Annotated in this window: 24 protein-coding genes; 9 read left to right on the top strand and 15 right to left on the bottom strand. The window is 72.7% G+C overall.

Going from position 1 to position 26549, the window contains the following annotated elements; genetic code table 11:
- From QRY02_RS11240 to QRY02_RS11215, 6 genes are all read right to left on the bottom strand, one after another.
- Nucleotides 1–1503 (bottom strand): sugar ABC transporter ATP-binding protein, encoded by a 1503-nt coding sequence (locus QRY02_RS11240; RefSeq protein WP_285993815.1) that lies wholly within the window; start codon nucleotides 1501–1503, stop codon nucleotides 1–3.
- A gap of 50 nt (nucleotides 1504–1553) precedes the next feature.
- The gene (locus QRY02_RS11235; protein WP_285991460.1) at nucleotides 1554–2537 is read right to left on the bottom strand and encodes an ABC transporter substrate-binding protein; all 984 of its coding nucleotides are present in this window, start codon (nucleotides 2535–2537) and stop codon (nucleotides 1554–1556) included.
- Between the two features lie 113 nt (nucleotides 2538–2650).
- On the bottom strand, nucleotides 2651–3694 hold the full coding sequence (locus QRY02_RS11230) for a LacI family DNA-binding transcriptional regulator (protein ID WP_285991459.1): 1044 nt from the start codon (nucleotides 3692–3694) through the stop codon (nucleotides 2651–2653).
- Nucleotides 3695–3984: 290 nt separating this feature from the next.
- The gene (locus tag QRY02_RS11225; RefSeq protein ID WP_285991458.1) at nucleotides 3985–4956 is read right to left on the bottom strand and encodes an endonuclease/exonuclease/phosphatase family protein; all 972 of its coding nucleotides are present in this window, start codon (nucleotides 4954–4956) and stop codon (nucleotides 3985–3987) included.
- A complete protein-coding gene (locus tag QRY02_RS11220; protein ID WP_285991457.1) occupies nucleotides 4953–5876 on the bottom strand; it encodes a D-alanyl-D-alanine carboxypeptidase family protein in 924 nt (307 codons plus the stop codon). The genes QRY02_RS11225 and QRY02_RS11220 overlap by 4 nt, the downstream gene beginning before the upstream one ends.
- Before the next feature lie 602 nt (nucleotides 5877–6478).
- The gene (locus QRY02_RS11215; RefSeq protein WP_285991456.1) at nucleotides 6479–6733 is read right to left on the bottom strand and encodes a hypothetical protein; all 255 of its coding nucleotides are present in this window, start codon (nucleotides 6731–6733) and stop codon (nucleotides 6479–6481) included.
- 219 nt (nucleotides 6734–6952) lie between these two features.
- On the opposite strand from QRY02_RS11215, the gene QRY02_RS11210 reads away from it, so the two are divergent.
- Nucleotides 6953–8413, top strand: coding sequence for a cellulose binding domain-containing protein (locus QRY02_RS11210; protein ID WP_285991455.1), 1461 nt, complete (start codon nucleotides 6953–6955; stop codon nucleotides 8411–8413).
- A 16-nt stretch (nucleotides 8414–8429) separates the two neighbouring features.
- Here the strand turns inward: QRY02_RS11210 and QRY02_RS11205 are convergent, their stop codons facing one another.
- Nucleotides 8430–9224, bottom strand: coding sequence for an SDR family NAD(P)-dependent oxidoreductase (locus QRY02_RS11205; protein WP_285991454.1), 795 nt, complete (start codon nucleotides 9222–9224; stop codon nucleotides 8430–8432).
- Nucleotides 9225–9440: 216 nt separating this feature from the next.
- On the opposite strand from QRY02_RS11205, the gene QRY02_RS11200 reads away from it, so the two are divergent.
- Nucleotides 9441–10058 (top strand): LysE family transporter, encoded by a 618-nt coding sequence (locus QRY02_RS11200; RefSeq protein WP_285991453.1) that lies wholly within the window; start codon nucleotides 9441–9443, stop codon nucleotides 10056–10058.
- A 112-nt stretch (nucleotides 10059–10170) separates the two neighbouring features.
- A complete protein-coding gene (locus tag QRY02_RS11195) occupies nucleotides 10171–10869 on the top strand; it encodes a DUF6008 family protein (RefSeq protein ID WP_285991452.1) in 699 nt (232 codons plus the stop codon).
- Here QRY02_RS11195 and QRY02_RS11190 read toward each other — a convergent pair.
- From QRY02_RS11190 to QRY02_RS11180, 3 genes are all read right to left on the bottom strand, one after another.
- Entirely contained in the window at nucleotides 10850–14950 is a 4101-nt protein-coding gene (locus QRY02_RS11190; RefSeq protein ID WP_285991451.1) for a beta-galactosidase, read from the bottom strand. The genes QRY02_RS11195 and QRY02_RS11190 overlap by 20 nt on opposite strands.
- Before the next feature lie 221 nt (nucleotides 14951–15171).
- Complete coding sequence (locus QRY02_RS11185; protein WP_285993814.1) at nucleotides 15172–16215, bottom strand: LacI family DNA-binding transcriptional regulator; 1044 nt, start codon at nucleotides 16213–16215, stop codon at nucleotides 15172–15174.
- Nucleotides 16216–16298: 83 nt separating this feature from the next.
- A complete protein-coding gene (locus tag QRY02_RS11180) occupies nucleotides 16299–17174 on the bottom strand; it encodes a serine hydrolase (RefSeq protein ID WP_285991450.1) in 876 nt (291 codons plus the stop codon).
- A 105-nt stretch (nucleotides 17175–17279) separates the two neighbouring features.
- Between QRY02_RS11180 and QRY02_RS11175 the strand changes: the two genes are divergently transcribed.
- Nucleotides 17280–17849: an RNA polymerase sigma factor gene (locus QRY02_RS11175; protein ID WP_285991449.1), complete on the top strand. Its 570-nt coding sequence runs from the start codon at nucleotides 17280–17282 to the stop codon at nucleotides 17847–17849.
- Nucleotides 17846–18970 carry a CU044_5270 family protein gene (locus tag QRY02_RS11170; RefSeq protein WP_285991448.1) on the top strand — a complete coding sequence of 375 codons (1125 nt, stop codon included), beginning with the start codon at nucleotides 17846–17848 and terminating at the stop codon, nucleotides 18968–18970. The genes QRY02_RS11175 and QRY02_RS11170 overlap by 4 nt, the downstream gene beginning before the upstream one ends.
- 97 nt (nucleotides 18971–19067) lie before the next feature.
- On the opposite strand, the gene QRY02_RS11165 is transcribed toward QRY02_RS11170, so the two are convergent.
- Entirely contained in the window at nucleotides 19068–19718 is a 651-nt protein-coding gene (locus QRY02_RS11165) for a helix-turn-helix transcriptional regulator (RefSeq protein ID WP_285991447.1), read from the bottom strand.
- 88 nt (nucleotides 19719–19806) lie between these two features.
- On the opposite strand from QRY02_RS11165, the gene folE reads away from it, so the two are divergent.
- Together folE and QRY02_RS11155 are read left to right on the top strand one after the other, a co-directional pair.
- A complete protein-coding gene (gene folE / locus QRY02_RS11160; RefSeq protein WP_285991446.1) occupies nucleotides 19807–20427 on the top strand; it encodes a GTP cyclohydrolase I FolE in 621 nt (206 codons plus the stop codon).
- The gene (locus QRY02_RS11155; RefSeq protein WP_285991445.1) at nucleotides 20427–21632 is read left to right on the top strand and encodes an NAD(P)/FAD-dependent oxidoreductase; all 1206 of its coding nucleotides are present in this window, start codon (nucleotides 20427–20429) and stop codon (nucleotides 21630–21632) included. Before folE ends, QRY02_RS11155 begins: the two co-directional genes overlap by 1 nt.
- 7 nt (nucleotides 21633–21639) lie before the next feature.
- Here QRY02_RS11155 and QRY02_RS11150 read toward each other — a convergent pair whose 3' ends face one another.
- The 4 genes from QRY02_RS11150 to QRY02_RS11135 all read right to left on the bottom strand — a co-directional run bounded on the left by QRY02_RS11150 (nucleotide 21640) and on the right by QRY02_RS11135 (nucleotide 24925).
- Entirely contained in the window at nucleotides 21640–22074 is a 435-nt protein-coding gene (locus tag QRY02_RS11150; protein ID WP_285991444.1) for a hypothetical protein, read from the bottom strand.
- A gap of 109 nt (nucleotides 22075–22183) precedes the next feature.
- Nucleotides 22184–22843, bottom strand: a complete 660-nt coding sequence (locus tag QRY02_RS11145) for a response regulator (protein WP_285991443.1) — start codon at nucleotides 22841–22843, stop codon at nucleotides 22184–22186.
- Nucleotides 22840–24351: a GAF domain-containing sensor histidine kinase gene (locus QRY02_RS11140; RefSeq protein ID WP_285993813.1), complete on the bottom strand. Its 1512-nt coding sequence runs from the start codon at nucleotides 24349–24351 to the stop codon at nucleotides 22840–22842. Before QRY02_RS11140 ends, QRY02_RS11145 begins: the two co-directional genes overlap by 4 nt.
- Before the next feature lie 166 nt (nucleotides 24352–24517).
- Complete coding sequence (locus QRY02_RS11135) at nucleotides 24518–24925, bottom strand: pyridoxamine 5'-phosphate oxidase family protein (protein ID WP_285991442.1); 408 nt, start codon at nucleotides 24923–24925, stop codon at nucleotides 24518–24520.
- A 243-nt stretch (nucleotides 24926–25168) separates the two neighbouring features.
- On the opposite strand from QRY02_RS11135, the gene QRY02_RS11130 reads away from it, so the two are divergent.
- Nucleotides 25169–25786 carry a sigma-70 family RNA polymerase sigma factor gene (locus tag QRY02_RS11130; RefSeq protein ID WP_285991441.1) on the top strand — a complete coding sequence of 206 codons (618 nt, stop codon included), beginning with the start codon at nucleotides 25169–25171 and terminating at the stop codon, nucleotides 25784–25786.
- A 22-nt stretch (nucleotides 25787–25808) separates the two neighbouring features.
- Entirely contained in the window at nucleotides 25809–26327 is a 519-nt protein-coding gene (locus QRY02_RS11125) for a P-loop nucleotide/nucleoside kinase family protein (RefSeq protein WP_285991440.1), read from the top strand.
- Nucleotides 26328–26549 lie beyond the last annotated feature (222 nt).

The raw sequence follows: 26549 nt of genomic DNA, 5'->3' as shown, positions 1-26549 counted from the left end.
TCACGCCTGCACCCCCTCGGCCATCGTGGCCATGATGTCGTCCGCGGTGAGCGCCTGGTTTTCCCGCTCCGCCACGACTTTGCGGTCCCGCAGCACCACCACCCGGTGGCTCAGCCGCAGGACCTCTTCGAGCTCGGCGGAGATGAACACGACGGCCATGCCGTCGGCCGAGAGCTGGGTGACCAGCCGCTGGATCTCCGTCTTCGCGCCGATGTCGATGCCGCGCGTGGGCTCGTCGAGGATCAGCAGCCGCGGTTCGGTGATGAGCCAGCGGGCCAGCAGCACCTTCTGCTGGTTGCCACCGGACAGGTTGCCCACCAGCGCTTCGGGGTTGGCGGGCCGGATGTCGAGTGCCTTGATGTACTTCTCGGCGATTTCGTCCTGGCGGCGGCGCGACAGCGGGCGAGCCCAGCCGCGGGAGGCCTGCAGTGCCAGCACGATGTTCTCCCGGACGGTGAGCTCTTCGACCAGCCCTTCGGCCTTGCGGTTCTCCGAGAGGAACGCGATCTTGTGGTCGAGCCCGGCCCGCGGGGTGCGCAGCGAAGTCGTGGTGCCGTCGACCTTCACCGAGCCGCTGTCGGCGTGGTCCGCGCCGAACAGCAGCCGGGCGAGTTCGGTGCGGCCGGAGCCGAGGAGGCCGGCCAGCCCGACGACCTCGCCGGCGTGGATGGCGAGGTCGAAGGGCGCGACCCCGCCCTTGCGGCCGAGGCCTTCGGCGGCCAGCAGCACCGGGGCGCCGGCGACCTCGGCCCGGCTGGGGCCGGAGTCCTCCAGGTCCTCGAGGACCTGGAGTTCCTTGCCGATCATCCTGGTGACCAGTTCGACCGGCGTGATGTCCGCGGTGCGGTACTCGCCGATCAGCTTTCCGTTGCGCAGCACGGTCATCCGGTCGGCGATGGCGAAGACCTGGTCGATGAAGTGCGACACGAACAGGATCGCCATGCCGCTTTCGCGCAGGGACCGCACGACCTTCAGCAGCTGCTCGACTTCGCCGGCGTCCAAACTGGACGTCGGCTCGTCGAGGACGAGCACCCGCGCGTCGACGTCGAGCGCGCGGGCGATCGCGACCAGCTGCTGTACTGCGATGGAACAGGTGGACAACTCGGCCGAGACGTCCACGTGGACGTCCAGCCGGGCCAGGAGTTCCTCGGCCCGCCGCCGCATCGGGCCCCACTGGATGCGGCCGAAGCGGCGGGGTTCCCGGCCGAGGCAGACGTTCTCCGCCACGGACAGGTTCGGGCAGAGGTTGACCTCCTGGTAGACCGTGCTGATGCCGGCCTGCTGGGCCTCGCCGGGCCCGGTGAAGGCGACCTGGTCGCCGTTGAGCTCGATCGTCCCCGCGTCCACCCCGTACACCCCGGTGAGCACCTTGATGAGGGTGGACTTGCCGGCGCCGTTCTCGCCCATCAGGGCGTGGACTTCGCCGGGGTACATCCGGAAGTCGACCCCGTCGAGGGCGAGGACGCCGGGGAACTCCTTGCGGATACCGCTCATCCGCACCATGGGTTGCGGTTCAGGCATTTGGTGTGCTCCGGGGTGGACGCGGGTCGGGATCAGTACTGGCGCTGCGGCAGCGCGGCCTTGGCCGCCGCCTGGTCGAACTCGGTTTCCTTGGTCTCGATGCGGGCGGGCACCTGCTCGCCGGCGGCGACCTTCTTCACCAGGTCCATCAGCTGCGGGCCGAGCAGCGGGTTGCACTCGACGATGTGGTTGATCTTGCCGTCGGCCAGCGCCTGCATGCCGTCCTTCACGGCGTCCACCGAGACGATCTTGATGTCCTTGCCCGGGACCTTGCCCGCGGCTTCGATGGCCTCGATGGCGCCGAGGGCCATGTCGTCGTTGTGGGCGTAGAGGACGTCGATCTTGGGCTGGGACTTCAGGAAGGCCTCCATGACCTCCTTGCCCTTGGCGCGGGTGAACTCACCGGTCTGCGACGCGACGATCTTGTACTTCGGGTCCGCCGCGATGACGTCCGCGAAGCCCTTCTTGCGGTCGTTCGCCGGCGCCGAGCCGGTGGTGCCCTGCAGCTCGACGATGTTCACGTCACCGGTGGCGCTGCCGTACTCCTTGGTCAGCCACTCCCCCGCCTTCTTGCCCTCGGCGACGAAGTCGGAGCCGAGGAAGGTCTTGTAGAGGGACTTGTCCGGCGAGTCGATCGCCCGGTCGGTGAGGATGACCGGGATGTTGGCCGTCTTGGCCTCCTTGAGGACGGTGTCCCAGCCGGACTCGACGACCGGCGAGAAGGCGATGACCTTGACCTTCTGCTGGATGTACGAGCGGATAGCGGAGATCTGGTTCTCCTGCTTCTGCTGCGCGTCGGAGAACTTGAGTTCGATCCCGGCGGTCTTCGCCGATTCCTGGATCGACTTCGTGTTCGCCGTCCGCCAGCCGCTCTCGGCGCCCACCTGGGCGAAGCCGAGCGTGACGGCGCCGCCGGACGAGTTGCCGGACGAACCGCCACTCCCGCAGGCGGTGAGCAGCACGAGTCCGGCCGCCGCGGCCGCCGCGGCGGCCCATCGCTTATTCAGCACGTTCACTCCTCGATCGACGATGATCAGTGGGAAAACCTTTTGTGGGGACTATCGGGGTAAAACTTCTGTGTTAGCGCTAACAATCCCTCGGGAACCACCGGTTCCCGCCGGCCGCCGCGCTAGCGCGGTCCGGTGCTCTCGCGCACGATCAACTCGGGGACGACCAGGGCGCGCGCGTGCCGGTCGCCTCCGTCCATCCGCCCGGCCAGCAGGCCGAACGTACGCCGTCCGACTTCGATGAAGTCCTGGCGCACCGTCGTCAGCGGCGGCGTGAAGTACGCCGCCTCGGGAACGTCGTCGAAACCCGCCACGCGCACGTCCCGCGGCACCGAGATGCCCGCTTCGGCGAACGCGCGCAGCAGGCCCAGTGCCATCTGGTCGTTGCCGGCGAAGACGGCGTCCAGATCCTTTTCCTTGGCGAGGGATCGCCCCGCCTCGTAACCCGACCGGGAGCTCCAGTCGCCGCGGATCACCTGCGGGGCCCCGACGCCGTGGCGTTCCAGGGTTTCCCGCCAGCCGAGCTCGCGGTCGCGGGCCTCCAGCCAGTCTTCCGGTCCGGCGATGTGCCACACCGTGCGGTGGCCCAGCGCCAGGAGGTGTTCGGTGGCGCGGCGGGCGCCGTCGCGCTGGTCGACGGAGATGACCGGCACCGGTGCCGTCTCTCCGCCGCCGACCGCGACGACCGGGAAATCCGCGGGCGCCGCTTCCAGCGCCCGGCCCGCACTGACGTGCGGGGCGATCACGATGACGCCCTCGACCGCCTGGCGGCGCAGGTTCTCCACCGCGTCGGCGATCGACGACCGGCCAGGACGGCTGACACTGGAGATGGTGATCGCGTACCCGGCTTCCCGGGCGGCGTTCTCGATGCCGTACAGCGTGCTGGCCGGACCGTACAGATTGGATTCGAGCGCGACGACGCCGAGCGTGCCGGTCCGCCCGGTGACCAGCGCGCGGGCCGCGGAGTTGGGCCGGTAGCCCAGTTCCTCGATCGCCGCGAGCACCCGGGCACGGGTTTCGGGGCGCACCGGGCCGGTCCCGTTGATCACCCGGGAAACGGTCATGTGGGACACGCCCGCCACCCCCGCGACGTCGGTCAGGCTCGGCTGCCGCGTCCCGGCGTTGGTCGCCTTCACGGGGCCGCCGGAGCGGGGTCGTTCGGCCACCGGCGTCCCCTTCCGTCCGCTCCGACATGGTCTGCGTCACTGTTCCGGTGACGACGAGGAGTTAGTGTTAGCGATAACACCCACGGGGTCAAGACCGGGTCGCGTAACGGTCTAGTCACATGCCCTTCACACGGCTCCGACGACGAATTCGACGGCGCGACCTGCGCGGAGCGTCGTTTGAAATTCACCGCCCGTCAGCACCGCCCGGTGTTCAAGCCCATGTTCGCCGGTCTTGCGGGGCGTTTACCACAACCCTCCGGCGGACGATTCGAGGGCTCCGGGCCGGCGGGTCAGAACGCCACGGTGGCGGCGACGGGCAGGTGATCGCTGCCGGTCGCGGACAACGTCCAAGCCGCCACCGGCCGCACACCGGCGACGAAGATCTGGTCGATCCGGGCCAGGGGCAGCCCCGCGGGCCAGCTGAAGCCGAAACCGTCGCCGGCCTCGTCCTGCGCGGAGCGCAGCCGCCCGGTGATCGGCGCGAGCGCGCGGTCGTCGGCGGTGCCGTTGAAATCGCCGACGAGCACGGTCCGCGGCGCGGATTCCGCGGCGACGGCGTCGGCGAGCAGGCCCATCGCGGCGTCGCGGCCGTTCGCGGTGAACCCGGCGTCGAGGCGCACGCGCACCGAAGGCAGGTGCGCCACGAAGACCGCCACCGGGCCCCGCGGAGTGTCCACAGTGGTCTGCAGCGCCCGGGTCCACGGCATGATCGCCACCGGCCGCGTGGCACGCAGCGGGAAGGTGCTCCACACCCCGACGGTGCCCTGGACGGAGTGGTACGGGTAGCCCGCGGCGAGGGCGTCCTCGTACTTCGGGACCTCGGACTTCTTCAGCTCCTCGAGCGCGATCACCTGGGCGCCCGCGGCGGCCAAGGCACGCGCGGTACCCGCCGGGTCCGGGTTTTCGTCGTTCACGTTGTGCGAGACGATCGTGAGGTCCCCGCCCTGTTCGCGCTTGTCGAAGAGCCTGCCGCCGAAGAACCCGCCCCAGACCAGCGCCGGCAGCAGGAGGGCCACGAGGGCCAGCGCCGCGCGCCGGACCAGCGCCGCGGCCAGCAGCGGCACGACGAGCAGGCCGGTCCAGGGCAGGAACGTCTCCAGCAGGCTGCCGGCGTTGCCCGGCCAGTTGGGCACCAGCGGGTGCGCCAGCAGCAGCACCGCCGTCAGGACGGCGAAGGCGGCGATGACCCGGCCGCGGCGCCACGTTCCGGGCCGGCGCGCGGGGACGGCCGGCAGCGGGGTCGTCTCGGCCGTCGCGGTCATCGAGTGGCCGCCGGCAGCTCCCGCTGGATCGCGGCGATGAGCTTCTCGCTGTTCTCGAGCGCGGCCCGCAGCCCGGCCGCCGGGGTCCCGCCCGGGTTCTGGTGGAGGACGACGCCGAGGATCAGGGCACCGTCGCGGGCGCGGGCGGCCCACATCAGCGCCCCGCCGGCGGCGGTCGACGAGCCGGTCTTCAGCCCGATGACGCCGTCGCGGCCGAGGAGGGTGTTCGTGTTGACGACCGCGCCCGGCACGCCGTCGATCCGCAGGCTCGGGGTGGCGGCGATCTCGCGGATCACCGGGTTCTTCATCGCTTCGCGGGCCAGCCGGAGCTGGTCGGTGGCGGTGCTCGTGGTCGAGTCTTCGACGCCGCTGGCGCCGGTGTAGCGGGTGCTGGTCATGCCGAGGGCGGCGGCCTCGCGGTTCATCTTCGCGACGAAGGCGTCCTGGCTGCCGGCGTCCCACCGCGCGAGCAGGCGGGCGACGTTGTTGCCGGAGGGCACGAGCATCAGGGCGAGCAGGTCGCGTTCGCTGAAGAGGCGCCCCGCCCGGACCGGCGCACTCGATTCCTCGGCCGAGGTGGACTCGGCTTCGGCCTGCTCGTCGACGGTGATCTCCGGCCCGGTCTCGCCGGGGCCGAGGGGGTGGTCCTTGAGCACGACGTAGGCGGTCATGACCTTGGTGACGCTGGCGATCGGCACGGGCCCCTGCTCACCGCGGCTGCCGAGCGACCCCAGGTTCTGCACTTCGACGCTGGACTGCCCTTCGGCGGGCCAAGGCAGCGAGAGGTCGACATCGGGCCGGGCGGCCAGCGCCCGCCCGGCGGTTTCGGGCGGGAAGACAACCCACCAGGCAGCGGCGAGCCCCACGGCCACAGCGGCGGCGATGCTCAGGGCCACGGGCGGGATGCGGGTGCGGGCCATCGGTCTCCTCCGGGTGCCGGGTGCGCCCGGTGAAGCGCACCTCGGTCACTGTGTCCGGGGAAGATCGCCGCTTTGTCGGAGATGTTCGACAGGTGTGAACCAGAAATGTCCCGATCTTGTATCGGAGGAGGAAGGCCCGGCTTCCGGGACGGGCGGGAGCTGCCCCGGGCCACGGCGCACGCAAGGGGCCGGAGCCGGGCTCGCCGGGGCGGGAGCTGCCCGCACGGCGGCCGCAAGGCCGGCCGGGTGGCGCGGGGGCCGGGAGCGGCGGGCGGAGCGGGGCGCGCGCAGGGCGGGCCAGGCTCGACCGAGGTGGAGCAGAGGCGGGCAGGGAGCCGAGGCCACGGCGCACGCAAGGCGGACTGGTCCCGGCCAGGTGGGGCGGACCGGGCTGGGGGCTGGGCCGCGGAGCAGGGGCGCGACAGGTGCGGCGCCGGGCGGGACCGGCAGGTGCGGGGCGGGGCGGAACAGGCGGAGCGAAGTCACAACAGGCCGAGGCCCAACCAACCCGGCGTCCACCGCGCCGAAGGGAGCTTCCCCTCCCCACCCGCGAGGAAAGCCCCTTCAGCCGACGCCGGCCGGTGACCCCGGCAGCCGTCCGGTCACGCCGCGGAGCGCTGGATGCAGTCGAGACCCAGGCCGAGCGGGGTCGCGAGGTACTGGCAAACGTGCGACGAGTGCGCCTGGTCCGTCTGCGTGCAGGCGACCGGGACTCCGAGCAGGTCCACCGAGCAGTACGCGTAGAACTGGGTCGCGCTGCCCGGCACCATGTCCGCCGAGGCCGGTGCGGCCGCGGCGACCACCGCGGAAACCGTGAGCGCAGCGGCCGTCGCCCAAGAAGCGATCCGGGTGTTCATCGTGCTCTCCTTCCGCCGAGCTTTCCCCTGCGTGCCAAGGGGTTCACCGGAAGAATTCCCCGTCGAACACTTCTTCAGCTCCGCGTCACCGTAAAGTGTCACATTCACGTACGTGATCATTATTCATCCGGTTGACTGACGTCAGGGCAGTGACCTATAAAGGAAAAGTCCGGGTGTCCGCCGCAACACCTCCGCAGCTCTGCTTTCCGGAGGCCATCGGTGTCCCCACGAAGCTCCGCCGTTTTCCTCGGCGCCGTCAGCATTTCCGCCGCCGTCGCGGTCACCGCCGGGCTCGGTGGACCGGCGCCCGCCCGCGCGGCCGGGGCGAATCTCTCCGCCGCCTTCGCGCAGACATCGGTCTGGACCAGTGGCTACGGCGGTGGCTACACCGTCACCAACCGCGGCGGCACTACCGCCACCGGCTGGACCGTCGAGTTCGACCTGCCCGCCGGCTCGGCCGTCAGCAGCTCGTGGAGCAGCGTCCGCACGCAGGCCGGGCAGCACTACCGGTTCACCAACGCCGGCTTCAACGCCACGATTCCGCCCGGCGGCAACGAGAACTTCGGCTTCAACGTCGCCGGCACCGGCCTCCCCACCGGCTGCACCGTCAACGGCCTCCCGTGCGACGGCGGCAGCCAGGCGACCACGACTCCGGCCACCACACCGGCCACGACGACCCCGACCACCCCCACTCCCCCGCCCGCCGGTGACGTCGTCGACGTCTCGACGGCCGCGCAGCTGCAGGCCGCCCTGGCCAACGCCGCTCCCGGACAGGCGATCCGGCTCGCGGCGGGCACCTACCGCGGCTCGTTCGTCACCACCAAAGCCGGCACTGCGGCCAAGCCGATCACCCTCTCCGGCCCGACGAACGCCGTCCTGATCAACGACGGCCCGTCCGGCGACGCCCCCGACTGCCCGGCACCGACCGCCGGCTGGGACTCCGGCTACGGCCTCTGGCTCGCGAGCGCGCCGTACTGGACGCTGCGCGGGTTCACCGTGCAGGACTCGAAGAAGGGCATCGTCGCGGACGACTCGCCGCACACCACCATCGACGGCGTCACCGTCCACCACATCGACGAAGAGGCCGTGCACTTCCGCCGCTCATCGGCCGACAGCGTGCTGAAGAACTCCACCATCACCTACACCGGCCTGGTGCAGCCCGGCTACGGCGAAGGCGTCTACCTCGGCTCGGCCGGCTCGAACTGGGGCTGCCACGGCAACTCCGGCGGCGTCGACCGCGGCGACCGGATCCAGGTGCTGGACAACCACATCGGCCCGTTCGTCGCCGCCGAACCGATCGACGTCAAGGAAGGCACGTTCGACGGCCTGATCCGGGGCAACACCTTCGACGGCCGCGGGATTTCCGGCCAGAATTCGGCGGACTCCTGGATCGACGTCAAGGGCATCGGCTACACGATCGAAGGCAACACGGGCACGTTCGCCCCGCCCGGCACGTTCGCCAACGGCTACGAGAACCACAACCCGAGCACCACCCCGTCGTTCGACAACGGCTGCGGCAACGTGTGGCGCGGCAACAAGTCCGACCTCGGCGGGGTGGGCGCCTACGCGGTCAAGATCAGTTCGGTGTCCCAGTGCGCGGCCGACCCGAACGTCGTGTACGCGTCGAACACGGTCACGAACGCCCGCTCGGGACTGACGAACATCCCCGTCACGCCGTGAGAACAGCCCCGCGGCCTCACGGCAGAATCGCGTCGACGTACCCGCCGTCCACCCGCACCGCCGCACCGGTGGTCGCCGAGGCGAACGGGGAACTCAGGTACACCACCAGGTGCGCGATCTCCTCCGGCTCGATCAGCCGCTGCAGCAACGATTGCGGGCGGTGCTGCTTCATGAACTCGCGCTGGGCTTGCTCCCACGGCAGGTCCTTGTCGACGAGCTCGTAGACGAAGTCCTCCACGCCGCCGGTGTGGGTCGGGCCGGCGATCACCGCGTTGACCGTGACGCCGGTACCGGCCGCGTGCTTGGCGAACCCGCGGGACACCCCGAGCAGCGCCGTCTTCGACACCCCGTAGTGGATCATCTCGGCGGGGATGACGATCGCGGAATCGCTGGCGATGTACTGGATCCGGCCCCAGCCGCGGTCGGTCATGCCCGGCAGGTAGGCGCGGGTGAGCCGGACCGCGGCCAGGACGTTGACCTCGAAGTAGTGCCGCCAGTCGGCGTCGGTGATTTCCAGCGGCTCCCGGGCGCCGAAGATGCCGAGGTTGTTGACCAGGATGTCGGCGTCCGGCACCTCTTCGACCACCTGGGCCGCGCCGGCCTCCTCGGAGACGTCGCCCGGGGCCGGCAGGAAGTCCGCGTCCGGCACCTCCTCGCGCAGCCGCGCGATGGCCTTGTGGACGCCCGTCTCGCTCCGGCCGTTGATCGCGACGCGCGCGCCCGCCGCCGCGAGGCCGGTCGCGATCGCCGCGCCGATGCCCTGGGTGGATCCGGTGACCAGTGCCGTCTTCCCGCTCAGGTCGACCCGCATCGTGAAAGCCCTCTCGCTCGCGTGCCTCCTCCCGGCGATTCAAGCACAGCTCGCCGGAGCCCACCGGCTGGAAAATCCGGTTGCCCGCGGTTCGCTCCGGCGTCACGATCGGCGCATGACCACGCCTCGCACCCCGCTCCTGCCGACCGTCGCCGCGACCACCGCGCCGGTCCAGCAGCAGCCGTGCCGTCCACGGGGGCCGATCGTTTCCGCGCCGTGAGCGCCGCGCTGTTCGCCGGCCTGGTCGCCGGCTACGGCATCGCGATCCCGGTCGGGGCCGTCGGGACGTACCTGGTGGCCCTCACCGCCCGCACGTCGCTGCGGACCGGCCTGGCCGCGGCCCTCGGCGTCGCGACGGCGGACGGGGTGTACGCGCTGGTCGCGGTGCTCGGCGGCGCCGCGATCGCGGGGGCCATCGCGCCGTTCGCCGGGCCGCTGCGGCTGATCTCGGCGGCGATCCTGATCGTCCTCGCGGCGCACGGCGCGGTGCGCGCGCTGCGGTCGCACCGCGCCCCCGCCACGCGGCCGGTGTCCCCGCTCGCCCCCGGTCGCGCCTACGTCAGCCTGCTGGGCATCACGCTCGTCAACCCGGCCACGGTCGTCTACTTCACCGCGCTCGTGGTCGGCGGCCGCGCCGGCGAGGCCGTCCCACTGCTCGACCAGGCGGTGTTCGTGCTCGCCGCGTTCGCCGCGTCGGCGAGCTGGCAAGCCGCGCTCGCCGGCGGCGGGGCGCTGCTCGGGCGGGTCCTCACCGGACGGCGGGGCCGGCTGGTGACGGCGCTCGTCTCGAGCGCCGTGATCACCGCGCTGGCCGTCCGGCTTGTCCTGACCTGAGACGTAAACCGTTGCCCTGCAACGGTTTGTCCGGTTTCCGGGCGCACGCCGGAAGACGTCCGGCGGCCCGGGACCCGGTTAGCGTCGGGAGGGACGGACACGGGAGGCGGCCATGGCGATGCCGATGTCGGGGTGGGACACCGCGGGCGCGGTGCTGCTGGTGCTCTGGGCACTGGCCATGTGGACGGCGGTCGGCGTGCTCGCGTACGCCGGCCGCGGGCCGGTGCGGCCCTGGGTGTACCGCGGCTCGGTCGCGGTGATCGGCTTCGGCGTCCTCGGGCAGCTCGGCCACGTCCAGGAGCACGTCGCCCAGGTCGCGTACTGGCTCGGTCACCCGAACGCCCCGGCCTGGATGACGCCGTGGGGCGCCGGCCTGGCGAACGGCCTGCAGCTGGTGCTCCCGGGCCGGCCGGCGTTCGGGATGGAGCTGCTGCACCTCACCGGCAACTTCCTCTTCCTCGCCGGCCTGGCGGGGGTCATGGTGATCACGCGGCGGGCACTGGGCACCCGCGCCCGCCGCTGGGCGAGGATGGGCGTCTGGATGCAGGGCCTGCACGGGCTGGAGCACCTGGTCCTGACGCTGTCGGTCGCGTTCGGCGCGCCCCGGGCGATCGGGCTGTCCACGTTCTTCGGGCTCGTGGACCCCGGCCCGGGGCTGAGCACCTACCGCGTCTGGTGGCACTTCACCGCGAACGTGCTGGGCTCGATCATCTTCGGGATCGCGCTGTACCACCTGTGGCGCGAACGGCGGGAGGTCCGCGCCACCTTCGTGCTCCGGCCGCTGCCCGCGGTCACCGGGCGGGCGGCGTGACGCAGGTCAGCGTCGGCACCGCCCAGTCCGCGTGGTCCTGCCCGTTGCCGTCACCACCGTCGTCCACCAGCAGGTCGAGCACCTGGACCCCGGTGACGTCGACGTCGACCGGGACCGCCGCCTGCCCACCGCGGACCACCGGTGTCGTCACCCGGGTGACGCCGTCGGCCGAGACGCCGAAGCGCACGCTGCCGCCGGTGCCGGTCTCGCCGTCGACGCCCACCGAAGCCGTCAGCCGGGTGCACGCGCCCGCCAGGTAGAGCTGGACGTCACTCGCCGCGTGGACGCCGAGCCCCTTCGCGTAGGCCACGCCGCCGATGGTCATCGGCTTGCCGTCGCCCGCGTTCGCTTCGCCGTTGCTCGTGTCGCGTTCGACCGGGCCCCAGCCGTTGGTGGCGGTCAGGAACGGCAGTGAGCTGACCGCCACCTGACCCGCGGGCGGCGCCGGGGGAACCGCCCCCACGATCCGTTCCCCGGTCACCGACCCCGGGCGCCCCGCCTGCCGGTAGGCCACCGCGACCTTCAGCGCGGCCGTGTCCACAGTGGAGGGAGGCGTCACGGTCCAGGAGAAGGTGGCCGACTTGCCGCCGTCGATCCGCGCGACCGAAGGCGGTGACGCGCCGCCGATCGCCCACCCGGCCGGCGCGCTCAGCGCCGGCTTGACGTCGAACGCCGGTGGCGCGCCCGCCGGCACCCGCACGGTCGCCGACGCGGTGAACGGCTGCCCGCCCGACGCCGTGTCCGGCGCGGTCAGCGACACCCCGGCCGTGGGCGCCGGCGGCATCGCGTACCGCACGGGGTCGTAGCCGGGCGAGGCGTTCTGCCGGACGGTCAGCGGCGAGCGGTAGCTGCCGTGGTTCGTCCAGGCGATCGCGCCGAGGCCGCCGGTGCTGCCGTCGAGGTTCCACACCGCGACGGCGATGGTGTTGCGGCCGTTCGGATTCAGGATGCCGTTGGGGATCGGGAAGCTGTGCTGCGGTCCGAGGTAGTTGACGTACTGGCCGAGCTGCCAGCCGTTGACGAAGATCAGCGCGCGGTACTGCCGCGCCGGGTCGTCGGTGATGGTCAGGCCGAGCGAGGTGTCCTGGCCCCGCGGCAGATCCAGGTCCGCCGTCGTGCGGTACCACGAGACGCCGGGGGTCGTGTCCTTCGCCGGGAGCGCGGCCGGCGCCCAGCCGCGGTCCGGGAACCCGGGCAGCGACCAGCCCGCGCGCTCGCCGTAGAGGCCGCCGGTGTTGAGCGGGCCGCGCACCGGGTCGAGCCCGGTTTCGCCGCCGCGGACGCCCTGCAGGCGCCAGGTCACCGACGTCAGCGCGGCGCCGGTCAGCCGCGCCGCGGTGAGCCCGCGGGCGGCCTTGTTGCCGTTGCTGGCGCCGTAGTCCTCCTCGTGGCCCATGTTCACGGTCAGCACGGAGATCTCGTTGTCGCCCTGGTGCAGCGACCCGGCGGGGAAGGTGAAGGTGTGCTGCGGGCTGGTCGAGCTGCCGAGGAAGACCCCGTTGAGCCACGCCGAGAACGCCCCGGCCGGGCCGCCGCTCTGGCTGGCCAGGGTGATCCCGGTCTGTTTGCCGTCGCCGGTGAAGTGCCCGCGGTACCAGGTGTTGCCGGTGTGGAAGCCGTAGTCGTCGGCGAAGAGCACGGGTTTCGTGCCGAGCGCGGTCGAGCTGTTGGTGGTTTCCTTGTCGGCCACCGGCCACGCCGAGTCGTCGAAGCCGGGCTGGCTCTCCGGGGACTCCTGCTGGTGCTTCCAGCCGGTCAGGGCGGGCAGCGTCACGGCCTTCGCGGCCGGCGCGGTCCCGGTGAGGCTGCCGCTGGAGGTCGGCTTCGCCGGCACCCAGGAACCGTTCCACAGCACCGCCTTCGCCGCGCTGAAGACCTCGAACGCACCGTCGGTGCCGGTGTCGCCGGTCAGCGACAGCAGCCCGTACCCCTGATCCGCGGTCCGGACGAGGTGGGTCCCGCGGACCAGCACCGGGCCGGCTGCGGTGTCCTGGCGCCAGAACGTCGCCGCCGTCGCCTTGTCGGCGAGCAGCAGGAGCAGCGGCCGCGCGCCCGGCGCGGTGACGAGCACGCGGGCCAGGCCGTCGTGGGTGTAGTTCAGCCGCAGGTCGCCGCGGGTGGCGTCCCAGGTGGACGTCGCCGCGCCGTCGAGCACCTGCACGGCCGGCTGCTTCGCGAACCGCAGGACGGTCTCGCCGGGCCCGCCGTGGTCGCCGTAGAGCACCGCGACGTCCCGGCCGCCGATGGCAGCGCTCGTCATGATCTCCGACGTCGAATACTGCATCCGCGTGGCGCCGAGGTCGTAACCGGCGACGAGGATCTTCGACTGCCGTCCGTTCAGCGTGACGCCGGTGCCGGGCTGCTGCGGCACGACCGGGTAGTAATCGGTGCTGCCCGACAGCAGGTCGACGGCGTCCACCACGACGTACGGCGCCGTGGCCTTCGCGTTCTTCTGCCCGGTGACGACGATCTTCAGCGTGTGCGGCCCGGCGGGCAGGTCGCGGACCTCGTAGCCGGTGACCTGGTTCTGCTTGCCGGCCGCGTAGAGGTCGGCCGACGACACCTTCGCGTCGTCGAGGTAGACGTCGGCGATGCCGTGGCTCGGGTCCTTCGACGTCACCCAGCGGATCCCGGTGCCGGTAAAGGGGATGCTCACGCTGTCGCCGGTGACGTTCGAGAACGACTCCGTGTGCTGGTAGTCGCCGCCGGTGTAGTTGACCTCCGGGCCGACGTGGCTCCAGGTGCCGGTGTAGCCGACCTCGGCCGCGCGGTCGTCGTAGGTGTAGCCGGCGTGCGCGGCCAGGTCGAGCGCGACGGCGGTGGTGTTCGTGGCGGTCGACGTCGAATCGCTGTGCCGCAGGGTGTGGAACTGCGTGCGGGTGTCGGGGTTGATCCGCGCGGTGTCGGTGAGCGCCGGATCGGTCAGCGGCGCGCCCGCGAGCCCGTCGGTCTTGGTCAGCGGGGCGACGGACTGGGTGAAGTAGCCGATCAGCTTGTCTTCGGCGTACTTCGGGTCGAACTGGCGCGCCTCGGTGATCGCCGCGCCGTAGTCGTAGGAGGTGTAGTTCTGCGGGATCGCGCTCCAGCCCCAGGACGTGCCGCCGTGCAGCATGTAGAAGCTCTGGCCGGTGGCGCCGACGGCGATGTTCTGCTTGTAGAAGACGTTCGCGAACTGGTCGTTGATCAGCTGCGCGCACTTTTCGTAGCCCGGGCCGCCCCACGGGTCGAAGGCGCCGCCCTGGAATTCCGCGGTGATCAGCGGCTTCCCGGGGACGTGGTCGTAGCTGATGTCCGGCACGCCGTTCCACTTGGCCGGGTTCGAGCAGTCGAAGCCCTGCGGGTAGGAGTCGGCGGCGTCGACGTCCAGCGCGGCGGCGCCGGCGTTGAAGGTGCCGTTGTTGTTGCCGACCAGCGGGACGGTGATGCCGTCGGCGCGGGCCTTGTCCTCCAGGTGCTGCATGTAGGCGCGGCCGTCGGCGTTGCCGTTGTAGTACTCGTTTTCGACCTGGTAGGCCAGCACGCTGCCGGTGCCGTTCGTGAGCTGGTGGCGCGCGATGATGCGGTCGATCTGCGTCTGCCACTCGTCGGAGTACTTCAGGTAGACCGGGTCGGCGCTGCGGGTGTGGCCGGGCGTGGTGGACAGCCAGGTCGGGAACCCGCCGCCGTCGACTTCGGCGTTGATGTAGGGCCCGGGCCGCGCGATGACGTAGAGGCCGGCCTGCTGCGCCATGTCGAGGAGCTTGTCGAGGTCCCGGATGCCGGTGAAGTCGTAGACGCCCTGTTTCGGCGAGTGGTAGCCCCAGTCGAAGTAGAGCGACGTCGCGTTGAAGCCGGCCGCCTTCATCTTCTGGAAGATGTCGAGCCACAGGTCGGGGCTGGGGAGGCGGTAGGAGTGGAACTCGCCGGACCACAGGTAGGTCCGGTTCCCGTCGACCAGGAAGGAGTAGCCGTCGTAGGTGACGGTGTGGGCGGGCCGAGCCGCGGGGGCGGCCGCCGCCTGCGGGACGGCGATTCCGGCGAAGGCGAGCAGGACGGAAAGAAGGACGGTGAACAGCGTCCGGCAACGGCGGGCGGCGCGCATGCGGGGGCCTCCTGGAGCGGCGGGGACCACAATCGAACACGAACCTTTGCCGACCGCACAGAAGTCGTCAAGATACAACACCAAGATGGATCAGTGCCGAGGTATTGTTAGCGCTAACATACTGCCTTGAATGTCGCGAATGACTCATTCACTGTGTCGGACGCCAGGAATGAGTCATTCACTGCACTCGCGGCCGGGGGCCGGGGGCCACGGCTGTCGCGTCAGCGGGGCCGGGTGCTCTCGCGCACGACCAGCTCCGCGGGCACCAGGTGCCTCGCCCCCGCGTCGCCGCCCGCCATCCGCTCTTCGAGGAGCCCGAACGTGCGGCGGCCGACCTCGATGAAGTCCTGGCGCACCGTCGTCAGCGGTGGGGTGAAGTACTCGGCTTCCGGGACGTCGTCGAACCCGGCGACGTGGACGTCCTCCGGCACCCGGATGCCCGCCTCGGTGAACGCCCGCAGCAGGCCCAGCGCCATCTGGTCGTTGGCCGAAAACACCGCCTTGAGCCCTCGCTTGCCGACCAGCGCACGGCCGGCCTCGTAGCCCGACCGCGGGCTCCAGTCACCGCGCACCACCGCCGGCACGCGCAGGCCGCGGCCCTCCAGGGTCTCGCGCCAGCCGCGCTCGCGGTCGCGGGCCTCCAGCCAGTCCTCCGGCCCGGCCAGGTGCCAGACCGTCCGGTGGCCGAGGGACAGCAGGTGCTCGGTGACGCGGCGGGCACCGTCGTACTGGTCGACCGAGAGCACCGGCACCGGCGCCGAATCGCCGCCGCCGACCGCGACCAGCGGGATGTCCGCGGGCGCCGCGTCGAGCGCCCGGTCGGCCGTGACGTGCGGGGCGATCACGACGATCCCCTCCACCGCCTGGCGCCGCAGGCTCTCCACCGCGTCGCCGATCGACGTCCGGCCGGGCCGCGTCACACTGCAGATCGCGACGCCGTACCCGGCCTCGCGGGCCGCGTTCTCGATGCCGTAGAGCGTGCTCGCCGGTCCGTAGAGATTGGACTCGAGCGCGACCACGCCGAGGGTGCCCGACCGGCCGGTGACCAGCGCCCGCGCCGCGGTGTTGGGCCGGTACCCGAGCTTCTGCACGGCGGCGAGCACCCGTTCGCGGGTCTCCGGGCGCACCGGCCCGCTCTCGTTGACCACGCGCGAAACGGTCATGTGCGAGACGCCCGCCATGCCCGCGACGTCGGCCAGGCTCGGCTGCCGCAGCCCCGGCGGAGAGGTTCTCGTCTGCTCCCCCGGCTTCGCCCGGTCCACCACCCTGGCCCCCTGAATCTCGTACCGTGTCCCCACGGACGAGACGGTACCGCCGAATCGGCGCCTTCCGGACGTCCCGCGCCGGGTCAGGACCAGCCGAGCGGACCAGCAAGCGCTTTCACGACCGCCGTGACGCGCCGGGTGGCGACCGCCCAGCTCGCGGCGGCGGGCTGGGCGGTCAGCACGACCACGACGTACCGCCGGTCACCGACCACCCCGGTGGCGTGCAGGGTGCGGTCCGGGTCGCAGCAGGACCAGCCCTGGTCCACGGCCCAGTCGGTGGCGGTGACCGCGGCCGGGACGCCGAAGAGCTGCTCGAAGCCGTCCGCGCCGCGGCGGGCCGCGCTTTCGAGGGCCCGCAGGACGATCTGCCGGGTCGCGGGGGGCGCGGCGTCGAGGAGGTACCGGTAGCACCGCACGACGTCGGCGGCGGTGACCAGGGTGCTGCCCCAGTGACCGGGATCGGCGGGCGGGCGGGTCGCGGTCAGGCCGATCCGCGCGGCCCAGCCGGTGACGATCGCCGGGCCGCCCAGCTGCGCCCACAGCCGGCCGGCGACCTCGTCGTCACTGCGCGAGAGCAGCTCCGCGACCACGCCCGCCGGCTCCCCCTGGCGCAGCGCTTCGAGCGCGATCAGCAGCTTGACCAGCGACGCGGCCGGATACGTGGCGTCCGGCTGGTGGGAGACGAGGTCGCGGCCCGTCCGGCGGTCGTGGACGAGCACGCTGAGCTTCCCGGGCACGAGGTGCGCGAGCGCGGCGCCGGTGGGCAGCGAGGCCACGGGTGTCCCGGGCGGCGCCGCGGTCGCCGTGGTGGCCACGCTCGTCGTCAGGGCCGGCGGGGGCGGGGGGAACGGCCGTGCCTCGGCGGGGCCCGGCGGCCGCACCGCGGCGGCCACCACCAGCATCACCGCCACCGCCCCGGCACACGTCGCGGCGAGCAGCACCTCGTTCCCTCTGCGCATACCGGCTGTTGTCCGCAGCGGGCCGGGCCGTTCCACGGATGTGGCGTGCGTCTCATCCGGACGGGCGACCGGGGACGCGGGCGGCAGGCCGGGACAACCAGTACCGTGACCAGAATCGTCGAACGGCTGGACCGGCCCGACCTCGCCGCACGGGATCCCCGGGAGATCTTCGCGCGGCTCTTCGACGAGTACGCCCCTCCCCTGCGCGGCTACCTCGCGGGCCGGGTGGGCGTGCACGTCGCCGACGACCTCGTGGCGGAGACGTTCGTCGTCGCGCTCCGAAGACGGACGAGCTACGACCCGCAGCAGGCGCCGATCCGCGGCTGGCTCTACGGCATCGCCACCAACCTGCTGCGCAACCACGTGCGCCAGGAGGTCCGCGGGTTCCAGCTGACCGCGAAGGCGGGTGCCGAGGACCGCCCCGCCGAAAACCACGACACCGCGGTCGCCGGCCGGGTCGACGCGGCGGCGCGGCTGCGGCTGCTCGCCACCGAACTCGCCGCACTGTCCGAACAGGACCGTGACGTCCTGCTGCTCACCGCCTGGGCCGGTCTCGAGCCGGCCGAGGTCGCCGAGGCGCTCGGCGTGCCCGCGAGCACGGTGCGCTCGCGCCTGCACCGCGTGCGCCACCGGCTCCAGTCCCTGCTCGTCCCCACCGAGGAGAACCAGTCATGAACGAGCTCGACGAGACCCTCGAGCTGCTCCACCGCGACGCCCGCACCGCGCCGGCCGACCTGTCCGCGGCCCGGGCCCGGCTGCTGGCCGAGCTCGACGCCGGTGCCGTTGCCGACGTCGTCCCGCTGCGCCCGAAGCGCCTTCGCCGGTTCGCGCTGCCGGCCGCGGCCGCGGTGGCCGGCGTGGTGGCGGTGACCGCCGTCGTCGTCCAGCAGCAGCGCCCGGCGGCTCCGGCGCCCGCCCCGGCGGCCGCGCCACCGGTCCGGACCACCACTCCGGTCCCGACGGCGGCCGCCCCGGACGTCCGGCTGATGTCGGCGGTCCAGGTGCTGACCCGGGCCGCGGACCTGGCCGTCGGCGCGGCCGACCAGCCCGTCGGGCCGGGACAGTTCCGGTACGTCGGCGAGCACACGTGGGTGCAGCGCGGCGTCCAGACCGGCGACAGCACCGGCTACACCTACCTGTGGGAGCAGGAGGTCGACCGCTGGATCCCGGCCGACGAGCACGACGTCTGGCAGGAGACCCGCAAGATCCTCGGCACCGGCAAGTTCCTCGGTGGTTCGGTGCCGCAGTCGCAGGCCCCGGAGCCGGAGATCACGAACACCGACCAGGGCCAGTGGCAGGGCCGCTGCGGCGACTTCTTCCCGGAGTCCAAGCCGGCGAAGAAGTGCGGCGACAGGAGCGACTGGGACAGCCCGGTGTTCTACGCGGCCTTGCCGCACGACCCGGCGGCGCTGTACGCGAAGCTGCAGCAGCTGACGAAGGGCCGCGGCTCGACGCCGTCGGTGATGTTCCACTTCGGCATCGAGATCCTCCGCGCGGGGCAGATGCCGGCACAGCTGCGGGCGCAGTGGTACCGGGCGCTGGCGAAGATCCCGGGCATCACGGTGCAGGCCGCATCGACGAACCTGGACGGCCGCACCGGTGTCGCGCTCGGACTGGACGACCGGCACGAGATCCGGCAGCTGATCATCGACCCGGCGACCGGCGGCTTCATCGGCGAGCGCACGATCGCCGGAGCGGAGCCCGACCAGCCGTGGATCAAGCCGGGCACGCAGCTCGGGGCCAGCGCGATCACGACCGCGGTGACCGGGCGGCTCGGCGAGGTCCCGCCGAAGTGACGAACTCGCCGTAACGAGCCCTGCGCCCCCAGGTGGCCTTCGGTGCGTTGAACGCGACCGAGGCCACCTCGGGGCGCTCGGTTTGGCCGGTGGAGCGTCAGTCGTGGGCGAGGCGCACGCAGCACGAGCCCGGGTGCGGGTCCAGCCGGGCCCGCCAGCCGTTCTCCCCCGCTCCCGTCAGCATTCCCTCGACCAGCCCCAGGTTCATCTCGCACACCAGTCGCGTGTGGACCTGGGCCAGGCGGTGGAACGGGCAGTTGGCGAGCGCCACCTCGCCGTCCTCGAGGCGCGGCTCGAAGCCGTTCTCCTCCAGCGTGCCGACGATGTCGCGGCCGCCGGTGGCCAGCTCCGCCCCGCGCTCGCGCGCGCGGCGGGTCAGGATCTCGCGCGGGGAACCGCCGGTTTCGTCGGCCTCCTCCACCGCGGCCGCCAGGAGCGTGCCCGCCAGCTCGTACTGGCGCTCGGGCAGGGAAATGCTCACCTGGCGGTCCGACCGCCGGTACAGCTTCGCCGGACGGCCCGCGCCCGGGCCGGTGCGGCCGGTGCGGCGTTCGTGGCCCACCGCCAGCAGCCGCTCCTCCACCAGGCGGTCGAGGTGGAACGCGACCGTCGCCCGGGGGACGCCGAGGGCGGCGGCGACGTCGTCACGGCTCACCGGCTCCGGGCGGCGGACGACGTACTCGTACAACCGGCGCCGGGTCGGCTCGTCGAGGGCTGCGGCCGCGGCCAGCGCCTGGGTTTCCTGCATCACGGCATTCTAAAACAAACACCTGTTGACGAAAACCCCCGGGAGCTTCTAACGTCGGTCCGAGTTGCTTTTAGAAGGAGGCACCCCCGTGACCGTCGAACCCGTCAGCACCCCGGTCCCGCTGCGGCACCTCGGTGTCGTCCACGACCGCGGCTCGGTCGACCTGCACGCGGCCGAGCGCGCGGTCGCCGACCTGCTGCGGGCCCTCGGGAAGGACCCGTCGTCGGAGCACCTCGGCGACACGCCGCGGCGGGTGGCCCACGCCTACGCGGAAATGCTGCAGCCGCGCGACTTCCGGCTGACGACCTTCCCCAACGACGAGGGCTACGACGAGCTGGTGCTGGCGAAGAGCATCCCGGTGCAGTCGCTGTGCGAGCACCACCTGCTGCCCTTCCGCGGCGTCGCCCACGTCGGCTACCTGCCCGGCGAGCGGATCCTCGGGCTGTCCAAGCTCGCCCGCGTCGTCGAGATGTTCGCGCGCGACCTGCAGGTGCAGGAGCGGCTGACCAAGCAGGTCGCGGACTGGCTGCAGGAGCACCTGACGCCGAAGGGCGTCGGCGTCGTGATCGAGGCCGAGCACCTGTGCATGTCCCTGCGCGGGGTGCGGGCGAGCGGCGCGCTGACCGTGACGTCGGCGCTGCACGGCCTGCTGCGGGAGGAACCCAAGACCCGGCAGGAGTTCTTCGCGCTGACCGGGGTGAGCGCGTGATGGCCACCTTCGTCATCGCCGGCGGCGGGCTGACCGGCGCGAAAGCCGCGGAAACCCTGCGTGCCGAGGGGTTCGACGGGCGCGTCGTCATCGTCGGCGCCGAACCGGACCTGCCCTACGAGCGGCCGCCGCTGTCGAAGGGGTACCTGCTCGGCCAGGACGACCGCGCTTCGGTGTTCGTCCACGACGAGAAGTGGTACGTCGACCACGGCATCGAGGTGCTGACCGGCCGGCGGGTGACCGCGCTGGACCGGGCGGCGCACGAGGTGGAACTGGCCGGCGGCGAACGCCTCGGGTACACGAAGCTGCTGCTGGCGACCGGGGCGTCGCCGCGGCGGTTGCGGGTGCCCGGCAACGAGCTCGACGGCGTCCACTACCTGCGCCGGCTCGCGCACGCCGACCGGTTGCGCGACGCGCTGGCCGCCGGTGGCCGGGTCGTCGTGGCCGGTGCCGGCTGGGTCGGCCTGGAGACGGCCGCCGCCGCGCGCCACCACGGTTGCCCGGTGACGATCGTCGAGCCAGGACCGGCCCCGCTGCACGCCACGCTCGGGCCGGAGGTGGGCGGGTTCTTCGCCGGCCTGCACCGCCGCCACGGCGTCGAACTGCGGTTCGGCACCGGCGTGACGGGCTTCGCGGGGGACTCCGCGGTCTCGGCGGTGCTGACCGACGACGGCGAGATCCCGGCCGACGTGGTCGTCGTCGGGATCGGCGCCCGGCCCGAGACGCAGCTGGCCGCCGACGCGGGCCTGGCCGTCGACGACGGCGTCCTCGTGGACGCCGGCCTGCGCACGGAGGACCCGGACGTCTTCGCGGCGGGCGACGTCGCGAGCGTGTGGCAGGAGCGCTACGGACGTGGCGTCCGCGTGGAGCACTGGGCCGCGGCGGCGAACGGCGGCCCGGCGGCCGCACTGGCGATGCTCGGCCGCGAAGTGGTCCACGACGACCTGCCGTACTTCTTCTCGGACCAGTACGACGCGGGCATGGAGTTCACCGGCTGGTTCCCGCCGGGCGGCTACGACCGCGTCGTCACCCGCGGCGACGCCGAAGCGTTCCACGCGTTCTGGCTGACCGGTGGCCGGGTGGTCGCGGGACTGCACGTGAACAAGTGGGACGAGGGCCTCGACGCGGTGCGCGAACTGATCCTCGGTGGACGGACCGTGGACGCCGACCGGCTCGCCGACCCGGCCCGGCCGCTGGGGGACTGAGCCGGGCTCAGTTGTCCCGCCGGTGCCGGCCGCGACGGGGAGCCGCGATCGCGCGGACGCGGGTCGCCAGGTCGCCGCGGCGTTCCCGGCGGGCGTACTCCAGCAGCGCCTGCGCCTGGTCCCGCGGCAGCCAGCCGCGGTCCGCGCCCGCCTCCAGGCGGAGCAGGTGGGTCACCAGCTCGCGTGATTCCTCGTCGTGCTCGCCCGCGAGCTCCGCGAACCGGCGGGCCGCCTCCGCCTCGCCGTCGCACCAGGCCGTCATCGCCAGCAGCGTCGCCGTGGCCGTCATGATGTCGCCGCGGTGGACGCCACCCTCCGCCGCCAGGTGCTCCGCCAGCTGGAAGCTGTGCGTACCGACACCACCGGCCCCTTCGCGGCGCACCGCGTCCGCGAGTGCCCGGATCTGCCGCGTGACGTAGTCCCCGCCCGACAACCCCGTCATGTCGTCCCCTCTGCCGCGCACGCCAATTCGTGCGTCACCCGACAGGTGTACTCCATCGGCGGCTGGATACGTCGAACGCCGCACCGGTTTCGTCCGAACAGCCCGGAATTCAGCCCGATCGGCCCGGTTCGGCCCGCCGGTGGGACATGTACACCGCGGCCGAGGTGCGCCGCTCGACGCCGAGCTTGTGCAGCACCGACGACACGTAGTTCTTCACCGTCTTCTCGGCCAGGAACAGCCGCTCGGCGATCTGCCGGTTGGTCAGGCCCTCCGCGACCAGGTCCAGCACCCGCCGTTCCTGCGGGCTCAGCTGCTCGTACCGCGGGTCCGGGGCCGCGACGTTCTCGCCGCGCAGCTTGTTCATCACCGACGCGGTGAGCGTGGCGTCCAGCAGCGAGCCGCCGGCGGCGACCGTGCGGACGGCCTCGACCAGCGACCGGCCGGACACCTGCTTGAGCATGTACCCGGCCGCGCCCGCCATGATCGCGCCGAACAGCGCTTCGTCGTCCGAATAGGACGTCAGCATCAGGCAGGCCGGCGGCGGGTCCACGGTGGACCGGATCTCCCGGCACACCGCCACGCCCTCGCCGTCGGGCAGCCGCACGTCGAGGACGGCCACGTCCGGGCGGGCCTGCGGGATCCGCACCAGCGCCTCGGCCGCCGTCCCCGCCTCCCCGACCACCTCGATGTCGGCTTCCGGCTCGAAGACGGTTTTCAGCCCGGTCCGGACCAGCTCGTGGTCGTCCAGCAGGAACACCGAGATCGTCATCGTCCCCTCCCCTGCTCGCCGGTCATCGCCGGCAGCTCTGCCGTCCATTCCAGCCGCGACCCGCGGTCCTCGCCCGCCGTCAGCACGCAGTGGCCGCCCCACCGGGCCGCCCGGGACGCGAGGTTGGCCAGGCCGCTGATCCGGCCCGCCTCCGGCGGCGGGCCGGTCCCGTCGTCGCGCACCACCAGCGTCAGGCGGCGGCCGAGCCGGCCGTGCTGGTTGACAGTGACCTCGACCGACGACGACTTCGCCCCGGCGTGCCGCGTGACGTTCGTCAGCGCTTCGCGCAGCGAGGCGATCAGGTCGGAGCGGACCGCGTCCGGGACCGCGGCGTCCAGCGGCCCGTCGAAGCCGACACGCGGCTCGAAGCCGAGCGCGTCCCGGGCGTCCACGGCCACCCGCAGCAGTTCCGCGCGGAGGCTGCCCTGCGCCTGCGCCGGCGCCTGCAGCGAGAAGATGCTGTTGCGGATCTCCCGGATCGTGCCGTCGAGGTCCTGGGCGAACCCGGCCACGCGCGCGGCGACCCCGGCGTCGGCGATCAGCCTGCTGACGCCCTCGAGCCCGAGCCCCGTCGCGAACAGCCGCTGGATGACCAGGTCGTGCAGGTCGCGGGCAATCCGGTCGCGGTCGGAGAACACCGCCAGCTGCTGGCGCGCCTCCTGCGCGCGGGAGAACTCGACGGCGAGCGCGGCGTGCCCGGCGAAGGTCTCGGCCAGCTGGACGTCGGAGTCGGTGAACGGGGAGCGGTCGCGGAACTTCGCGACCACCAGCACCCCGAGGGTCTCCTCGCCGACGATCAGCGGCACCGAGATCGCCGAGTCCAGGTCCTTGATCATCGCCGGCATCGGCCCGTCGTGGTCGCGCTGCTGCTCCTGCACGTGTTCGCCGTAGTCGCGCACCACGACCGGGCGCCGGGTGGTGAACGCCATCCCGGTGGCGGTGCCCTCGGTCGGCACGGTCAGGCCGGTCAGGCGGTCGGCGTCCTCGCCCGGCGGCTCGACGACGTCGAACACGAGCCGGCCTGGGCCGTCGGGCCGGGCGATCGCGCCGGCCGTCCCGCCCGCGACGACGCGGGCGCGTTCGGCGACCAGTCGCAGCGTGTCCCGCAGGTTCTGGGCCGCGAGCAGGGCGCGGGTGACGTCGTAGGACGCCTCGAGCCAGCGTTCGCGGCGGCGCATCTGGTCGACGAGCAGGGCTTTCTCGACGGCCATCCCGGTGGCCGCGGTGAGCGCGCCGAGCACCTCACGTTCACGGCGGCCGAACTCGCCCCCGGCGCCGGGCTCGACGGTCAAGGTCCCGAACGTCTGCGTTCCGGCGCGGACCGGCAGCTCGACCGCGCCGGCGCCGAGCGCGCCCCGGCCGTACTCGGCGATCCCGCCCTCGGCCAGGTCCAGGCGGCCGCGCCGGGCGCCGAGCAGCTCGCACGCCGCCGTCACCGCGCGGTCCAGCAGCGCGGGCAGCTCCAGCTCGCGGGCGATGCCGCCCACCGCCGCCAGGATCGCCGGCATGCTGATTTCGTCCGCCACGTCCCCTCGACCCCGCTGGCTCCGCTTGTATCCCGGGCTTGCCCCGGACGGTCAAGGGTCCCACAGGCCACTGCCCGTGTCGGCCCAATCCGGTTCGTCCATCCGGTGGGTCGATGCCGGGAGCCGGTCCGTTACGGCGTTCGCGGGATCACTCCGCGTGGCAGGCGATGCGGTGACCGCTGATGGTCTCCGCCGGGACGCGCAGGAACCGGTGGCTCGTGCGGCCGGGCGCGGGGCACGGGCAGGAGAGCTCGCCGAGGTCGACCGCACCGGACTCGGTGGCGCGGCCCAGCAGGCTGACGTACCAGCCGGCGCCCAGGTCGGCGGCGATCTCGTCGGCTTCGAACGCGACGACGGCGTCGCGCGCGCCCGCGTACAAGGCACTGCCGGGCGGGACGGCGAACACCACGGCGTCGTCGACCACCGTGAAGCGCACCGGACGCACCGCCGGCATGGCCCGGTGGGTGTAGATCACCCGCCCGAGGCTCGCCGTCCGCAGCAAGGCGAGGCACTGCTGCCGGTCGAGCAGCAGCCCGAAGCCCACGTCGTCCACCATCTCGTCCCTGTGTTCGTCCTGTGAATTCCCCGGCCACCAGCGTGATCGGTGCGCCCGGTCCCTCGATAGGGCCGTTCGGCCCGGCTCCCGCGGCCGCGGCGGCCCGGCACATCGGGCCGCTTCCGGCCAGGGCCGGAAGACCCCGTTCGGGACGGCCGCCCGGCCGGTGTGACGGCCACGCGGAGTGACCTAGCGTCGTGACCGTCCGTCGCCGAGATACGCAGGAAGAGGGGGTGAGGACCGATGCCGCCGCACTCCGCCGAGGGTGGTTCCACGCCCACGGCGACGTTCTCCCTCGACCCGGCGCTCGTCCGGTCGGCGGTGCAGGGCGACCGCGCCGCGGTGGCCGGGCTGCTGCGCGCGCTGCGCCCGGTCGTCTTCCGCTACTGCCTGGGCCGGCTGCGCACCTGGCAGGACGGTTCGTCGGACGCCGAGGACTGCGCCCAGGACGTGCTGCTCGCGATCGTCCGCGCCCTGCCGGAGTACCGGCACCCGGCCGACAGCTTCGTGCCGTTCGTCTTCGGCATCGCCGCGCACAAGGTGGCCGACTTCCACCGCCGCCGGGCGCGGGACCGCACCAGCCCGGTCGCCGAACCCCCGACCGGCCGATCGGGCGGCGCGGACCCGACGGGCGAGGAGGCCGAGCGCTCCGCGGCGCTCGACTGGTCCACCGGGCTGCTCGACACGCTCCCGCCGCGCCAGCGCGAAATCCTGGTCCTGCGCATCATCCTCGGCATGACGGCGGAGGAGACGGCCGCCGCGGTCGGCCTCGGCAGCGCCGGCGCGGTCCGCGTCGCCCAGCACCGGGCCCTGGCGACCCTGCGGCGCAGCCTGCTCGAACACCGGGGCGCCGCCTCCTGACCGTGCGTGCGATCATGCTCCGGTGTCCCCGCTGCTGATCGTCGTCGGCGGCCTGCCCGCGACCGGGAAGACGACCGTCGCCGCGGAACTGGCGCGCCGCACCGGCTTCGCCTTCCTGCGGGTCGACACGATCGAGCAGGCGATCCTGCGCAGCACGGCGCTCGGCCGGCCACTGGGCCCGGTCGGCTACGTCGTCGCCCGCGAGGTGGCCGCCGACCTGCTCCGCACCGGGGTGAGCGTGATCGCCGAGTGCGTCAACCCGCTCGCCGTCACCCGGGACGCCTGGCGGGCGACGGGTACCGAGGCCGGGGCGCGGGTGCTGGAAACCGAAATCGTCTGCTCGGACCCGGCCGAACACCGGCGGCGGGCGGAGACCCGCGACACCGGCATCCCGGGGCTCGTCCCGCCCACCTGGGCCGAGATCGTGGCCCGCGAGTACGAGCCGTGGAGCCGCGACCGGCTCGTCGTCGACACCGCCGGGCGGCCGGTCGGCCAAGCGGTCTCGGTCATCGCCGCGGCTTTCGCCGGTCCGGTGTCGTGAACCGGTGATTCAGGTCGCCATTCACCCATTTCACGGCAATTCCCGGCGAGCGGCCGGACCGCGCGCATTCCCCAGGCCTCACCGAGGGATACGGATGCCGGTTCACTTCGGTTCAAAGTTTTTTCCACGAGTCCGGCCGACGTCGGAGATCCCCAGGTCAGACCCCTCTTCCACTACGGAAACGCGAACCCGGCCTGACGGTTCGTAACGGCGAAAAGAACT

It is taken from the genome of Amycolatopsis sp. DG1A-15b (assembly GCF_030285645.1).
Taxonomy (GTDB): domain Bacteria; phylum Actinomycetota; class Actinomycetes; order Mycobacteriales; family Pseudonocardiaceae; genus Amycolatopsis.
The sequence above is the reverse complement of the archived record's forward strand: the minus strand, read 5'-3'. Positions and strand labels throughout refer to the sequence as shown.

Bases quoted from the DNA above. Each gene is read 5' to 3' on its own strand.
- QRY02_RS11170 (WP_285991448.1), top strand. From the start codon at position 17,846: ATGAACGAGCTCGACGAGACCCTCGAGCTGCTCCACCGCGACGCCCGC.
- QRY02_RS11205 (WP_285991454.1), bottom strand. From the start codon at position 9,224: ATGCGGGTCGACCTGAGCGGGAAGACGGCACTGGTCACCGGATCCACC.
- QRY02_RS11215 (WP_285991456.1), bottom strand. From the start codon at position 6,733: ATGAACACCCGGATCGCTTCTTGGGCGACGGCCGCTGCGCTCACGGTT.
- QRY02_RS11165 (WP_285991447.1), bottom strand. From the start codon at position 19,718: ATGCAGGAAACCCAGGCGCTGGCCGCGGCCGCAGCCCTCGACGAGCCG.
- QRY02_RS11190 (WP_285991451.1), bottom strand. From the start codon at position 14,950: ATGCGCGCCGCCCGCCGTTGCCGGACGCTGTTCACCGTCCTTCTTTCC.
- QRY02_RS11155 (WP_285991445.1), top strand. From the start codon at position 20,427: ATGGCCACCTTCGTCATCGCCGGCGGCGGGCTGACCGGCGCGAAAGCC.
- QRY02_RS11135 (WP_285991442.1), bottom strand. From the start codon at position 24,925: ATGGTGGACGACGTGGGCTTCGGGCTGCTGCTCGACCGGCAGCAGTGC.
- QRY02_RS11225 (WP_285991458.1), bottom strand. From the start codon at position 4,956: ATGACCGCGACGGCCGAGACGACCCCGCTGCCGGCCGTCCCCGCGCGC.
- QRY02_RS11180 (WP_285991450.1), bottom strand. From the start codon at position 17,174: ATGCGCAGAGGGAACGAGGTGCTGCTCGCCGCGACGTGTGCCGGGGCG.
- QRY02_RS11130 (WP_285991441.1), top strand. From the start codon at position 25,169: ATGCCGCCGCACTCCGCCGAGGGTGGTTCCACGCCCACGGCGACGTTC.
- QRY02_RS11145 (WP_285991443.1), bottom strand. From the start codon at position 22,843: ATGACGATCTCGGTGTTCCTGCTGGACGACCACGAGCTGGTCCGGACC.
- QRY02_RS11240 (WP_285993815.1), bottom strand. From the start codon at position 1,503: ATGGTGCGGATGAGCGGTATCCGCAAGGAGTTCCCCGGCGTCCTCGCC.
- QRY02_RS11140 (WP_285993813.1), bottom strand. From the start codon at position 24,351: ATGCCGGCGATCCTGGCGGCGGTGGGCGGCATCGCCCGCGAGCTGGAG.
- QRY02_RS11195 (WP_285991452.1), top strand. From the start codon at position 10,171: ATGGCGATGCCGATGTCGGGGTGGGACACCGCGGGCGCGGTGCTGCTG.
- QRY02_RS11220 (WP_285991457.1), bottom strand. From the start codon at position 5,876: ATGGCCCGCACCCGCATCCCGCCCGTGGCCCTGAGCATCGCCGCCGCT.
- QRY02_RS11150 (WP_285991444.1), bottom strand. From the start codon at position 22,074: ATGACGGGGTTGTCGGGCGGGGACTACGTCACGCGGCAGATCCGGGCA.